The following is a 14978-nucleotide window of genomic DNA, read 5'->3' on the forward strand; positions in this document are numbered from 1 at the left end:
TAATAACCGGTTCTATTGGATGCACCTTTTAGATAAAACAGTTTATCGTCATTTCCATTTTTAGGAGTAACTGGATATACAAATCTCATAATTTAATCTTTAATTAATGGCTAAAATCAATATCTGGTAAAAAGCCATTCTTTTTTGCCTCTTCCCGCAATGTTTCCTGGTTAACTTGCGCTTCCTGAAGGTTTGCGGGACTATCGCCACGCACAATTTCTACCACGCTTGAAGCCAGTTTTTGTGCAATACTTATTTCGGGAAAAGGAATTTCCTGTATTGGGCTGGTCACTTGTGGGTTGGGGGTAGAGGTGCTGATAAGGATGTTGGCTTCGCCAGACATTATGATGCCACCATGAGCTGTCATATCGCCTTGGCACACTACAGGTACGCCATTAATTAGTACCGAAGGATTTCCTTGAGCGACCACATCGGGTGGACCAACGCACACGCACATATCGCCCATTAGGGCGGCGGGTTTTCCGTTAATTAACACATTGGGTGATCCGGGACCTGCTATTGGTCCACCTACATGGGGCACAAGTCCACTGCACATCGGACACACGTGCATACTTCCTATTGTTGCAATTGGTTTTCCAGCCATATTATTTGTTATTTGGATTTTCAAAATCTGTTTCTGTACTTTATTTCAGAAAAAATGGAACTTATCCTCTAATTCCTCTACTAATCAGTAATAAATAAGATCAAAACAAGTAAACCAGGCGACTAAGGTAATTATTCTATTTTATATAACAAATTACGAGTAAAATAACTCCATAGATATATCAATAAAAATAATCACAGCAATACAATGTTAAAAGATGAAAAAACATATCATAGCACTCTTTTTATGAATAACTTAATGGTAATACTATAGAGCTTAAAAAGGAATTAAAACACAAAATATTTAATTGTATTGTGGTTTTTAGGAAGAGGCCACTTACTATAAGTTATTTTGAAACATTTCAAATAAAAAAGGAGTCCGGAAAAAAATATTTTATCATAAAACTTGCCGTAAAAATAACTGTTAACTTGCGTGAAGGATTGAAATGGAAACCCCACAGCATTGATTCAATATTCAGGAGAGGAGATAAATTGATAACAGTTTGTTGATGTAGGCATAAAACACTAAGATGAAAAGGCGAGGAGTTGTAATGGAAAGCCTGACCTGAAGCATTGAGGGGCACGCCCAAAAATTAAAATGCCGCTCCAAATGAATGAAACGGCATTAATTGATATTATCCAGCAAAGTGTGTAAGTGATATCTTGTTTATTTCTTAGATTTCTTCTTTCGGTTTCGTTTCTTATTTTCAATTGCCTTTTGGCGGCCTTTTGAACCCGATGGAGTCTTTGAATTTTTAGCTGATTTCTTATGAAAGGCACCACTGGATAAATCCAAACGGATGGTGTTTTTAATTTTAATATTTCGGGTTTGTATTTTTTCATCTTCAAGCAATTGGCTTGTAAATACAACTTCGATAGGAACAACTCCTATTTCAACAGGCTTTTTAATTAAAGCTTCTACCTGTTCCATCAACTCCTCTTCGCCTTTATTTACAAAGCTAATGGCAGTACCATCTCTTTCGGCACGTCCGGTACGACCTACACGGTGAACATACTCAACGTAGTTGCTCGGAATGTCGAAGTTGATCACGTGGCTGATGTTATCAATATCAATACCACGGGCAGCAACATCAGAGGCAATCAATACTCTTGATCTGCCTTCTTTAAAGTCGTTAAGTGCTTTAATCCTCGTGTTCTGTGCTTTGTTCGAGTGAATTACACTTAGGTCTTCGCCCAAAAATTCTTCCAAACGATCTACAATCCGATCGGCATTCTTCTTGGTCTCGGTAAATATCATCACCTTGTTAAATACCTCTTTGTCTTTTAAAAGGTGTTTAAGCAGAGCTATTTTACTAAGAATATTAGGAGCCTGATATTGAATTTGATGAATGTTTTCAACGGTAGAAGCCTGTGGGGCAATTTCTATTCGCTCAGGACTAATTAGGAAATCATCAGCCAATTGAGCAACCGTATCCGAGAAAGTTGCCGAGAACAGTAGGTTCTGATGAACTTCAGGAATGATTTCGAAAATTGCTTTTAACTGAGGCATAAACCCCAGATCCATTAATTTATCAGCCTCATCAACAACAAGAGTTTTTATCAGGGTAAACTTCAGGATTCGGGTCATGTAGATATCCATTAAACGACCGGGAGTCGCCACAATGATATCAATACCAGCATACAATTTTTCTTTTTGAGTATTGATGTTCACTCCGCCATACACCCCAACGGCGCGCAGATTGATATAAGGAGACAGTAATTCAATTGTTTCAATAACCTGCAAAACCAATTCACGGGTAGGAACAACGATTAATGCTCTTGGATCAAATCCTTGTGCGTAGTTTAATTTCATTAAAATCGGCATCAAATAGGCCAGGGTTTTACCCGTTCCTGTTTGGGCAATCCCAATTACATCTTTGCCTGCACGAATAGGGGAAAATACCTTCTCTTGTATTTCTGTTGGTTTCTCGAATCCCGCCTCGTCAAGCGCCATTCTAATCTGTTTGCTTATTTTGATGTCGTCAAATGAAATCATTACCATGGTATTTGAAAATTTGTGCAAAAATAGGCAAATAAACCGACATTAGCGATCTTTCATTGTTTATCGTCCTTATTTGTATAGCTGTTCAATGCTTTAAATCAGTTCCATATTTGTTGAATCTCATTTTTTAATGCCGAAATTGCTGCTGCGATAGCCGGTTTTTGCAGCTGCATGTGTGTTTCAATAATCGCTTTGCACAAAACAATTGAAGAATCTTCAGGTACTGTTTGCGTGGCCTCAGTATTAATTAATCGAATTGTACTGTCTTTTGCATTTTTTAACAGCATCCACGATTCATCGGTAACATACAGTTGCTGTGCAAGATTGTGCTCGTATTCAGTACGAATAGCAAGAATCAATTTTTGCTGCAATTGTAAATTTGTTAACCCGCTTGTATTTTCTCTAACAATTAATGATTCGGGATGAATACGTTCCAGAAAAATAATTAACCGTTCGCAGGCCTGAAGTCTTATTGGAGTGGTTTGTTTTTGATTCTTCAGTAAAAGCTGATGTTTAATTTTGCGCTGTTCATGCTTTAAAAATTGCTTTATCAGCAGATAAGCAGTGGCAAAAACAACCAATGATGGCAGGATATACTTACTAATTTCAAGAATGTCTTTCATTTTAATAGTTTCTTTATATTTTTCGATAGTTATGGATTCCCTATGTATTTAAAAACTGTATCTTTATCCACTGAAATGATAATTCGAAGATAAACTAATCGCACCGTTTATTTTAATTATCAAGGGGGAAAACAACAACAAACACAAAAGTATTAAGCAATTTACTAAATCCCTAAATTAATTTAGAATGTTGAAAGTTTCAGATCGAATTGCAGGAATGGAAGTGTCTCCAACTCTTGCGATGTCTCAAAAAAGTAGAGAAATGAAAGCTCTCGGAATTGATGTTATCAATCTGAGTGTAGGTGAACCAGATTTTGATACTCCTGACCACATTAAAAAGGCAGCACAAAAGGCTATTGATGATAATTATTCTCATTATTCGCCGGTTCCTGGTTATGTTGAATTGCGTAAGGCAGTGGCAGGTAAGCTAAAACGGGAAAATGATTTGGAATACACCGTTGATCAGATTGTTGTTTCAAATGGAGCAAAACAATCTATTACCAACGTTATTTTGAGTATCATCAATAAAGGAGATGAAGTAATTATTCCTTCGCCTTATTGGGTAAGTTACAGCGAAATTGTAAAGTTAGCTGAAGGAGTTAATGTTTTTGTATATGCACCAATCGAGCAGGATTTTAAAATTACTCCTGAGCAATTGGAAGCAGCGATTACTCCAAGAACAAAGGCCTTTTTATTCAGTTCACCAAGTAATCCAACCGGAAGTTTGTATTCTAAAGATGAGCTAAGAGCATTGGCTGACGTTTTTGTGAAATATCCGGAGATTACGATTCTTTCAGATGAAATATATGAGCACATCAATTACGTTGGTGCTCACGAAAGTATTGCCCAGTTTGCAGCTATTTTTGACCGCGTAGTGGTGATTAATGGTGTTTCTAAAGGTTATGCCATGACAGGATGGAGGATTGGCTACATTGCAGCTCCGTTATGGATTGCAAAAGCTTGTAACAAATTACAGGGACAGATGACATCAGGTGCATCTTCAATTGCTCAAATTGCCTCTGTTGCTGCTTTGGATGGCGATCAGTCAACAACCGTTGCCATGCGAGAAGCATTTCACAAAAGAAGAGATTTAGCTTTGGAACAAATACGAAAAGTTCCTGGTTTCGAAACCCGTGAACCCAATGGTGCATTTTATCTGTTTCCTAAAGTTTCTCAATTATTTGGGAAGGCAAATGGAAGTTATACGATTAACAATTCTACAGATTTAAGTTTGTTTTTGTTGGAAGATGCTAATGTAGCAACAGTAACTGGTGAGGCATTCGGATCTCCTGAATGTTTGCGATTGTCTTATGCCACCAGCGAAGAGCAAATGGCAGAAGCTATCAGTCGAATAAAAGCATCGGTTGAGAAACTGAAATAATCAATCGAATTATATAATTGAATGGCTGTCTTATACAAATGAGACAGCCATTTTTTGTTGGAAGATGCTGTTTGAGTAAGTGAAGAGGTTTAGTTGTTTGTCTTATTAGTGAAAAGGATCAATTCTAAAAAGGACATCATGAAAACTAAACTCTTTTTATTATCTGTCATTGTTTTGTTGGCGAATCAATCTTTCGCTCAGTATACTTACGAAAAACCCGTAGAGAAATATTCTTCTGATATCGATCACATTTCAAAATTTGAAGTTGGTTTTCATTATGGTCCGGCATGGACATCCGGTGATGTGAAAGAATTCTCAAAATCGGGATCTGCTTTTAGCTTAAACTTAGGTTCTTATGATGGAATGGTGTATTGGGGAACTGAATTTACGGTTACCTTTTGGCGAGATTACTATGATATTGGCTATGCTGATGAAATAAATTTTAAAGAGACCAATTTTTTATGGTTGATGAATGCAAAATTATTTCTGGGTGAAGGGAAAGTGAAACCTTATATTGGATTGGGAACCGATTTAATTACAATAGCATTGGGGATTATTGATCCGGAAGATGAAGATGATTGTAATTATTCTTATTGTAATGATAATCATTATAAGGATTATAATGCGTGGCTGGTTCCTTCCTTTGGTGTTAGATGGGAAATGGGATCGGATATTAGTGGTAACATTGGTTTTAGTGCAAATTTTTCGCGGAATTATGATTTTATTCGTCTTCAGTTGGGGATTGTTTTCTAATCTAATTAGTAATTCTCTATTATATTGAGAAACAACTTAATTATTGAGGGAGTTGTTTGTTGTAAATTTTGTCTTCAAGCCAGACGGGCTTTTACTTTTTCCTTGGATGAAAAAGTAAACAAAAAATCATCGAAAACGTCCTCAACCACCCGTTATTAGTTCGAATACTAAACTACCGAGCTTGTGAGATCATGAACTCCTATTTATGAAATTTATATATGAATAAAAAGAACTCGCTGCGCTCAGACAACTTTTTGTTCTTAACGCATTCTTCACTAAACGGGTTCCGGTCTCCGGACTCAATTTCGAACTCCACATTTAATCAGACGATACTTTATAGAATATATATTTTAATTAAATGACACAAAAAAACTCCCCCGAATGCGGAGGAGTTCATTATATCGAGTACTAATTTTCTATTTGTAAAGTTCTTTTAAACGGCTTGCCATTCCTTCAGCCAAAGCTTCGCACAAATCGAAATCTTCGCTGTTAGGAGCGCAAAGAGCTTCTGGTGTTGCTTCAATAGTTTCCCATTTAATTTCTTCGGCAAATTTGTTCAGGCGTTTTAAGCCGCCACCGCCCCAGGATTTGGAGCCGAATACGCCTAAAACGTGATCTTTAATGGCCATGTGCTCCAATTCATTAATCAGAGTTTCCATGGTTGGGAAAACATCACCATTATAAGCACAGCTGCCTAAAATTACACCGCGGTATTTAAAAATATCATTGATGATATAAGATGGATGTGTTTTTGAAGAATCGTGAATACGAACTTTCTTAATTCCTTTTTTAACCAATTGGCGGGCAATATTATCAGCCATTTTCTCTGTGTTTCCGTACATCGAAGAATATACAATAACACAACCTTCATCGGTTTTATACTGACTCCACTTGTCGTATTTGGCAACAATATCAGCTACGTGACTTCTCCAGATTGGTCCGTGGGTTGCACAAATCATTTTAATTTCCAACCCACCTAATTTCTTCAATGCATTTTGGGTTGGGCGACCATACTTTCCAACAATATTGGAATAGTAACGGCTGATTTCTTCATCCAAATAATCCAAATCCAACTCATCATCGAAAATACCACCATCCAAAGTTCCGAAAGCACCAAAAGCATCTCCTGAAAATAAAATTCCTTGTGTGGATTCAAAAGTAACCATGGTCTCCGGCCAATGCAGCATCGGAACCATATAGAAGTTTAATTTGTGTTCTCCCAAGTCAATTTGATCACCTTCCTGAACTTCAAAAAGATTTTCTTTGATTCCATAGAAACGCTCCAACATCGGAAATGTCTTCTTGTTTCCTACTATTTTCATTTCAGGATAACGTTCAACCAAAGAACGGATAGAGCCTGAATGATCAGGTTCCATATGGTTAATGATTAAATAATCTACTTTTCGACCATCCAATACCTCAGTAATGTTATCCAAATATTCATCCATAGTACCTTTTTCAACAGTATCTACAATGGCTGTTTTTTCATCAACGATAACATAGGAATTGTAAGCTACACCTTTTGGCAACGGCCAGTAGTTTTCAAATAAATGAGTGCTTCGGTCATTTGTTCCTACCCAGAAAATTTTGTCAGTAATGTTGTTTCTATTGTGCATTCTTTATGATTTTGTCGATTTTGCATATTCAGACCTTTCTATCTCATTGAAGCAACTACTGTCGCGACAAAAATGAGTTTGAGATCTTCGGAACTCTGATTTGGATCAAAAAAACAGATCACTTTGTTTACAGCCCACAAAATTAAGAATATTTTTATTTTCGAAATGCTTCTACAACATCTTCTTTCAATTTTCTTACCTATTGCTGTAAAAGTCTGATGAGTTGTTGCTTATTTAGGATTTTTATTTCTCTTCTGTTGGTTTCAATTAAGCCTTCCTGTTCCATTTCTTTTAAACTTCGGGCAAAAGAAGGACGTGTAACGCCAAAAAACTGAGCCATTTCTGCCTGAGATTTTGGTAAAGTAATTTCAGTTTTATCGGGGGCAGCCAGTTTTAAAAGGTAGTTTGCTAACTTTCCTTTTATCGTTTTAAAATTTAAAAACATCAGTTTGTTGGCTAAAAACTGACTTCTATTCGATATAGAATTTAAGTAATTGGTCAGAAATACTTTATTTTTTTGAAACATTTCAATTACTGAGTTTTTGGACAGGTAGAAAACTTCCACTTCATCATTTGCAGTTACATTTACCGGAAATTGATTTCTCTGTCCGAATAAAAATGCTGATGCAATAGGATAGGGAGCCATAATATCCTCAATCTTAATGCTTTTTCCTGATGGATCGAGCATTTCGCCTTTTACACTGCCTTTTAAAACAATCATCAGATTTTCGCATTTATCTTCCCGAAAAGCAAGCATGTCACCTTTCGAAAATTTCTTAATCTGATACTGTGAGTCGACCAGCAAATTTTCCATCTCGTCAGGAGAAATTCCTCTGAAAACGGGTGATTGTGATAGTTGTTGAAATAGCATTTTTCTTATGAGGTTTTAAATTACTCTCAATATTAGGTGTTTCTTTGCAGTTTGCAAAGAATAAGGGATGAATTGGTCTTAATTTTTGTATGTCTTTTAATGATTCAATTGAATAAGAAGGTTTTTAGACTAATTTCAGAAGATTTCGTTTAAAACTAATAACTGAAATAGAGGTGAGAACGATACCAATACCCATCAAGACTAACATTTTTGGATAGATTTCTGATAAAGGAAGTTGTCTCCAGAAAATATCGAAAAAGCCTTCTATTGCCCAATAGTTTACAGAAACGACAGCTAGTTTGTGCATGATTTCGGGCATGAAAACAAGTGGCATCATACTTCCTCCCAGTGCAGATATAACCAGTATTATCAAGGTCGATAAGCTTTCCACCTGCTTTCTGCTTTTGCAGATAGTAGCCATGAAAATCCCAAAACTGGTACAGGCAATTGCTGCCGATAAAATCATAAGGAGTAAGGCTGGCAGATTAATAAATATATCCAATCCTAAGGCAAGCCATGAATACAAGAACATGACTGTTAGTTGTAACACGGCCATAAAAAGTGTCGACAGCATTTTGCCGTAAAGAATACTGGATGGAGAAATAGGAGATACCAATAACCGGCGAAAGGTTCCGTCTTCTTTTTCTTTTAGTAAGGAAGCACCACTTCCCGATACGCTAAAAAGCAACATCATAATTGCTGTGCCTGCAATGGCCTGCACCAATCCCAGATTACCATTTTTTTCTTCACTAACAATTGCAGTCATTGGCAGGTTCGACTTTTTTTCCATTTCTTTTGAGTCATCCGAATTATCGAAATCAGTAAACTGCTCTTCAACCTGTGCCTGAATATTCAGAAGTTCTGCATCTGACAGATCTGGATTTTTTTCTTTGATCCAGGTGTTGACTTTTCCTTTGATTCCTTTTTTCATTGTGATACCAAATAAATTAGACCACAATGCCTGTTGCAGTAAACCCATTTCAATTTCCTTGGCTTCATCGTAAAATAATTCCATCGGGGCTTTGTTTCCTGCTTCTACAGAATCCTGAAATCCTTTATACAGAACCAATACTGCAGTGTTTTTACCTTTTTTGATTAGATCGGAAGCTTCCCCGTAGCTTTTGGAAAAAAGCTGCATTCCATCCTGATTGTTCAAAGTTTTAAATACTTCTTTTGACAGTTCAGTATTGTCCTGATCAGTAAACAGAAGAGAAATTGGACGTGATTTTTCTTTTTTCCCTATTCCTCCATACATCAATGCAAAAAGTGTAATTAATACGATAGGCAGTAATAGCGAAAGTAAAACTGCTGTGCGGTCTTTAAAATATTGTCGAATGCCTTTAAATGCTATTGTGAACATGATTTTTTCAGTTTAAATCGAATGGAAGATCATTAAATTGGTAATGGATATGCACTATTTAATCGCGTAAGGATTTTCCTGTTAATTCAAGGAAGATACTCTCCAGACTTAAACTTTTTACCTGAAGATTTTCCAAGTGCAGATTTGCATTTGTACACATTTGAATTAGAATGGGCAAATCGGTATTTGCCTGCGAAGTTGACAGTACCATCTGATTCTCATGAATTAAAAGTTGGCCATTAAAATGATTATTGATATTTGAGAGGTCAGTTTTTTGAACATTTGTAAACCTTACACGAATTTCCTCATTGATTTTAGATGATTTTTTAAGTTCTTCGAGACGACCTTCAGCAATAATTTTCCCTTCATCAATAATGCCGATTCTGTCGCATAGACGTTCGGCTTCTTCCATATAATGTGTAGTGTAAATCATTGTCAGTCCACGGGAATGGAGTTCTTGAATGACTTCAAAAATAAGATTTCTGTTTTGCGGATCAATCCCTACCGTTGGTTCATCCATAAAAACGATCTTTGGATCGTGAAGAAGAGCTGCTGCAATATTAATTCTTCTTTTCATTCCACCCGAATAGGTTTTTATTTTGTGGTTTTTCCGATCCGATAAACCCATAAAATCTAATAGTTCTTCCGTTTTTGATTGCAGTTCTTTGCCTTTTATGCCATATAAAGTTCCCCAGAATTTCAAATTCTCTAAGGCTGTCAAATCTTCGTAAAGAGCTATTTCCTGAGGAACAATACCAATCATTTTTTTAGATTCAGTCAGGTTTTGGTAAAGCGATTTTCCCTGATAAAGGATTTCGCCGCTATCTGGCTTTAGCAGTGAACTTAAAATGCTGATTGTTGTTGTTTTTCCGGCTCCGTTTGGCCCGAGCAGGCCGTATAATTCGCCTTCCTGAACAGCAAGAGAAATATTGTTTAATGCATTAACTTCTTTGAAGGATTTACTTAGGTTTTTAGCAACAAGCATGGGTAGAGTTGTTTTTAGTTTGTGACAACTCTAAATTTACACAACTTATATGACAAACAGAAGATGATTTTGCTGTTAGTTAGCGGAGTAAGGCTACATTTCCTTTTTTCATGACTGTTTTTCCATCCAAAAAAGTCACTTCCAGAACATAAACATAAACATCAATATCCTGCATCTGTCCTTTGAAAAATCCATCCCATCCGCTATTGATATTTGTGGTTTCGAAAAGTTTTTGTCCCAATCGGTTGTAAATTATCAGGGTAACTTCTTTCACATCCTCACCTCTTACAAATAGTTTGTCGTTGTGACCGTCGCCATTCGGAGAGAATGCTTTTGGTAAACCAACATATGGATAGTTCTCGAGAAAGCCTACATCTATTGTATCACTGGCAGTACAATTTGAGTCGGTGGTAACTTCCACCCAATATTTTCCTTCGGTTTGAACGGTAATTTTTCGGGTAATATCTCCGGTTACCCATTTGTAAAAGCAGTTTGGAGTACCTGCATCCAAAACAATTTTTTTATCTGCATAACTCTTCAGATCCTGTCCTAAATCAATTTTCGGAGTAGGCAATAAATTAATCTCCAAACAATCCGATTCTGTATTGCCGTTAGCGTCTGTCACTTCCAGACAGTAATGGCCGTTTTCTTTTAAATAGATTTCAGGTGTTTTGTTTGCAAATCCGAGCCAATTGTATTGCAATGGATAAACCGGATTTCCTTCAATTACAGGATTGATTAATATTGAATCGCCCGAACAAATTGAATAATCTTCACCCAAAAACACACCGAATTTCTCACCTTTTCTGTGGTGTATGTATAAAGTGTCCTTATTTAAACAACCGTTATGATCTTTTACTTCAACAACAAAAACACCACCACTGTTTACATTTATGCTTTGAGTGTTTTCGCCTGTATTCCAAATAAATTCAGAGCCCTCATTGCCGGCATCTAAAACAGCACTTTCTCCATCCCACAAAGTAATATCTGTGCCCAAATCTATTATTGGGTTTGGATGATAGATTACTTTTGTGTTTGCTGTCTGCTGAAAACCATCCGGATCGGTAATTTTTACCCAATAGTCTCCGGCTTTATCGATATCAATTGAAGGATCTGATGAGCCATTTTTCCAAAGATATCTATACTTCTGATCAATTGATAAACTTGGTTCCAAATTCATTTTTTGATTGCCGCATAACTGAATCACTTCCGGCAGATTTATTTCAAAAAGTTCTGATTTCATTTTAGCCGAAAATGATTTTGCAGAAGAACAACCATTACCGGATGTTACTGTAACAGAATATTTGCCTGATTCCGAAATGTTAAGTTCTGAATCTGTCGAGCCATCTGACCATAAATAAGTGGATCCTTTTTCGAAAATATCAAGAATAGGATTTTCATCATCTATTACCACATGATCTTCAATGTTTACAACAGGTGATTTTTGAGTTGAAACTTCTATTTTGGATTTTACAATTTGGTTGTCATTTAGGTCAGTAACAGTAAGGTTATAGGTTCCTTCTTTATCTACGCTAATTTCTTTTGTATTTTCACCGGTGCTCCACAGATAGGAATAATCAGAAGGCAAATCAATAATTGGTGTGAGTACGAGGCTTTGACCTTCGCATAGATTGTTGTTATCACCGAAAGTAACCTGAAAACTTTTCACTACTTCAAGGCCTGCAAAAATTGTATCACTGTTACAGCCAAATGCATCTGTTTCTATCAATTTAAAATAGTTTGATGCTTCGTGATCCGGCCATTTAATTTTTAATTCAATTTCTTGTTTATGATCCTCAATTTTACTTTCATTTTTCAGTATTGCAGCGCCCTTGGGCACCCAAACAGAATAGCTTGAGTTTTTCCCAATTTTAGCGGCATATCTTTGCGAAGTATTGATTTTTACTTTTGGGTGATAATCCTCAATTTCAGGAGTTGCCAATGGCATCACCTGCACTGTTGCAGATTTGTATTTTTCAGGAATAACAAGCGGGGATAAGTCTTCAAGCCATGCTTCCTTTAATTCGATGGTATAGTTTTTTACGTGCCCCGAAGTGTTCTTAAAAAAGAGAGACATGTTGTACTCTGAAAAATCGATGCCTTCATTACCATTAAGAATCATGGCAGGACTGTTGTTAACAGAAAAGCTTACAAACCACTTTTTATCTTTTGGTCCTTTTAAAAGAAGTTGTATTTCCTGCATGGGCAACACAGTACCATTGGTTGCCGAGCAATACATGATCTGATAATCGGAATTGATACGAACCGTATCGTTTTGAGAAAACCCTGAAACAGCTGAGAACACCAATAGTAAAACGAAACTGGTTTTTATGGATAGATGCGTTAGTTTGGCTTTGTATCTGCTCATCATCTTCTTTTTTTTATGGAATTAGAACTTAAACGAATCAATTTTGACTGATGTAAATATAGTCTAAAATAGTCAAGAGGCTAATTTTGGTCAGTAAAAATAAGCCGTTAATCATTTTTATAAATCGTTTCATCACGTATTTTACGTTTAGATGTCATTTTTTGTTCAGTTTTTCGGCATCTATTTTTTAGATGTGTAACATCGGTTACAGTTTTCTGAATGGATCGGTTATACATTTGTATTAGGAAATCATTTAAATTCTGTTTCGAAATGAAGAATCAATATTTTAAGACCACGGATAGTTTGCTTGATATTTGTACTAAGTACCCTGAAACAATTAAAATTTTTGTTTCAAATGGATTCAGACAATTAGAGGATGAGGCGAAGAGAGCAATTTTTGGTAAATCTCTTTCTTTGGAATTGGCTTTAAAAATGAAGAAACTAAATGTGGACACGTTTTCTGAATTATTGATAGAAGGAATCGATTTAAACAGAAATCAGGTTGATGGTGATCTGAATCAGAACAGTAAAGTGCAAAAGGCGGACTCGATACACGTGCAGGGTTTGTTGCCTTGTCCGGTTCGAATTCCTTTGGTAGAAGGGATTGATGCTTTTATTGAGGAATACGAAAAAAATCATGAAAATGAAATCGTTTATGATTTAAAGGCTGCTTCAATGGGATTGGATTGGTTAATCGATGATGTGATTAATCAGGAAAACACGGATAATTTAGCAGATGTATTTATTTCAGCAGGTTTTGATTTATTCTTTGATGATAAATTGATGGGAAAGTTTAAAAAACAAGGTGTTTTTAAAGACAGTACTGGTTTTGAGAGTTTGAACAAAGATTTTGATAACGATGAGATTTGTTTGAAAGATCCGGAAGGACACTATTCAATGATTGGTGTTGTACCTGCAGTTTTTTTGGTAAATACAGCCGAATTAGGAGATCGTCCTATTCCACGTACATGGTCAGATATTTTTAAACCGGAATTTAAGCGCAGTGTAAGTTTGCCAATCAGCGATTTCGATTTGTTCAATTCAATGCTATTGCACATTTACAAGGCATACGGCGAAGAAGGAGTAAAAGGTTTGGGTGCTTGTTTGCTGGAAAGTATGCATCCGGCTCAAATGGTAAAATCTCATACCAAAAAGAACGTGCGGCCAGCAATTACAATTATGCCTTACTTTTTTACTAAGATGGTAAAAGTGGGAGGTCCAATGATTGCTGTTTGGCCGGAAGACGGAGCAATTATCAGTCCTATTTTCATGCTAAGCAAGAAGGATGAATTGGAGAAAACGCAGCCTGTTATTGATTTCTTTGCCTCGAAAGCGGTAGGAGAGATTCTTTCGCATCAAGGTTTGTTTCCAAGTATTAATCCTGAAGTGGATAACCGATTACCTGCAGAGAATAAATTTATGTGGTTGGGTTGGGATTACATTAACAGTAATGATATTGGTGCTTTAATAAAGAAATGTGAGCGCATTTTTAATAAGTCTATACAGGACGAATCGTTTGCAAATTTAGGGCCGTTAAACTATGTGCCACAGAAGTAGTATTACTAAAATTACAGATTTTAAAATAATCAGATATGAACTTAGTTACAGTTTCAGGACCTCCATCATCAGGAAAAACAGCAGTGATTTTAAAAACCATAGATTCGCTGCAAAAGCGTGGATTAGAAGTTGGTGTGGTGAAATTTGACTGCCTTTATACCGATGATGATATTTTGTACGAAAAGGCAGGTATAAAAGTGAAAAAGGGATTGTCCGGTTCACTTTGTCCGGATCATTATTTTGTAAGTAATATTGAAGAGGTAACACAGTGGGGAATTAAGGAAGGATTGGATTTGCTAATCACGGAAAGTGCCGGTTTGTGCAACCGTTGTTCGCCATATGTGAAAAGTATTACGGCTGTTTGTGTTATCGATAATTTGAGTGGAATTAACACGCCAAAAAAAATTGGACCGATGTTGAAAAGTGCAGATATCGTGATTATCACAAAGGGCGACATTGTATCGCAGGCTGAAAGAGAAGTGTTTGCATCGAGAGTAAATTCTGTAAATCCGGGAGCAAGCATTATGCATGTAAATGGATTAACTGGTCAGGGGGCATACGAGTTAAGTACTTTGCTGTACGATGAGAAAGTTGAAGTTAAGACTTTAGTGGGGGAGAAATTGAGATTCTCAATGCCATCGGCTTTGTGTTCCTACTGTTTGGGCGAAACCCGAATTGGGGAAAGCTACCAAATGGGTAATGTTCGTAAGATTGATATGAGCGACAAGAAGGGCGAAAAGTAGAAAGGAAAAAGGAAAAAGTAGAAAGCACCAAGCTGAGTCCCCCTTCGCCTGTCGGCACTTCCCCTGAAAGGGAAGATATCGATTCGAAGATGCGAAAGCAAAATAAGGACTTGCTC

12 protein-coding genes are annotated in these 14978 nt (G+C 36.5%); 4 read left to right on the forward strand and 8 right to left on the reverse strand.

What is annotated here, in order from left to right; all coding sequences use genetic code 11:
• Positions 1-103 precede the first annotated feature (103 nt).
• The 3 genes from ACHZAX_RS05045 to ACHZAX_RS05055 form a co-directional block, all read right to left on the reverse strand.
• A complete protein-coding gene (locus ACHZAX_RS05045; protein ID WP_320018269.1) occupies positions 104-604 on the reverse strand; it encodes a PAAR domain-containing protein in 501 nt (166 codons plus the stop codon).
• Between the two features lie 666 nt (positions 605-1270).
• Positions 1271-2599, reverse strand: a complete 1329-nt coding sequence (locus ACHZAX_RS05050) for a DEAD/DEAH box helicase (protein ID WP_218973175.1) — start codon at positions 2597-2599, stop codon at positions 1271-1273.
• A gap of 104 nt (positions 2600-2703) precedes the next feature.
• The gene (locus ACHZAX_RS05055) at positions 2704-3228 is read right to left on the reverse strand and encodes a DUF7935 family protein (protein ID WP_320018270.1); all 525 of its coding nucleotides are present in this window, start codon (positions 3226-3228) and stop codon (positions 2704-2706) included.
• Positions 3229-3415: 187 nt separating this feature from the next.
• Here ACHZAX_RS05055 and ACHZAX_RS05060 point away from each other — a divergent pair, with 187 nt between their 5' ends.
• The gene (locus ACHZAX_RS05060) at positions 3416-4609 is read left to right on the forward strand and encodes a pyridoxal phosphate-dependent aminotransferase (protein WP_320018271.1); all 1194 of its coding nucleotides are present in this window, start codon (positions 3416-3418) and stop codon (positions 4607-4609) included.
• Positions 4610-4747: 138 nt separating this feature from the next.
• Positions 4748-5362, forward strand: coding sequence for a hypothetical protein (locus tag ACHZAX_RS05065; protein WP_320018272.1), 615 nt, complete (start codon positions 4748-4750; stop codon positions 5360-5362).
• Positions 5363-5778: 416 nt separating this feature from the next.
• On the opposite strand, the gene ACHZAX_RS05070 is transcribed toward ACHZAX_RS05065, so the two are convergent.
• The 5 genes from ACHZAX_RS05070 to ACHZAX_RS05090 form a co-directional block, all read right to left on the reverse strand.
• Positions 5779-6978 (reverse strand): FprA family A-type flavoprotein, encoded by a 1200-nt coding sequence (locus ACHZAX_RS05070; protein WP_320018273.1) that lies wholly within the window; start codon positions 6976-6978, stop codon positions 5779-5781.
• Between the two features lie 199 nt (positions 6979-7177).
• Positions 7178-7849 carry a Crp/Fnr family transcriptional regulator gene (locus ACHZAX_RS05075; RefSeq protein WP_320018274.1) on the reverse strand — a complete coding sequence of 224 codons (672 nt, stop codon included), beginning with the start codon at positions 7847-7849 and terminating at the stop codon, positions 7178-7180.
• A 124-nt stretch (positions 7850-7973) separates the two neighbouring features.
• Positions 7974-9209: an ABC transporter permease gene (locus ACHZAX_RS05080; protein ID WP_320018275.1), complete on the reverse strand. Its 1236-nt coding sequence runs from the start codon at positions 9207-9209 to the stop codon at positions 7974-7976.
• A 58-nt stretch (positions 9210-9267) separates the two neighbouring features.
• The gene (locus tag ACHZAX_RS05085; protein ID WP_320018276.1) at positions 9268-10194 is read right to left on the reverse strand and encodes an ABC transporter ATP-binding protein; all 927 of its coding nucleotides are present in this window, start codon (positions 10192-10194) and stop codon (positions 9268-9270) included.
• Between the two features lie 79 nt (positions 10195-10273).
• On the reverse strand, positions 10274-12562 hold the full coding sequence (locus ACHZAX_RS05090; RefSeq protein ID WP_320018277.1) for a T9SS type B sorting domain-containing protein: 2289 nt from the start codon (positions 12560-12562) through the stop codon (positions 10274-10276).
• A gap of 270 nt (positions 12563-12832) precedes the next feature.
• Here ACHZAX_RS05090 and ACHZAX_RS05095 point away from each other — a divergent pair, with 270 nt between their 5' ends.
• Complete coding sequence (locus tag ACHZAX_RS05095; RefSeq protein ID WP_320018278.1) at positions 12833-14119, forward strand: ABC transporter substrate-binding protein; 1287 nt, start codon at positions 12833-12835, stop codon at positions 14117-14119.
• 35 nt (positions 14120-14154) lie between these two features.
• A complete protein-coding gene (locus tag ACHZAX_RS05100; RefSeq protein WP_101311565.1) occupies positions 14155-14862 on the forward strand; it encodes a GTP-binding protein in 708 nt (235 codons plus the stop codon).
• The last annotated feature ends 116 nt before the right edge of the window (positions 14863-14978 follow it).

Source organism: Labilibaculum manganireducens, assembly GCF_963665805.2.
In the GTDB taxonomy this organism is placed as follows: Bacteria; Bacteroidota; Bacteroidia; order Bacteroidales; family Marinifilaceae; genus Labilibaculum; species Labilibaculum manganireducens.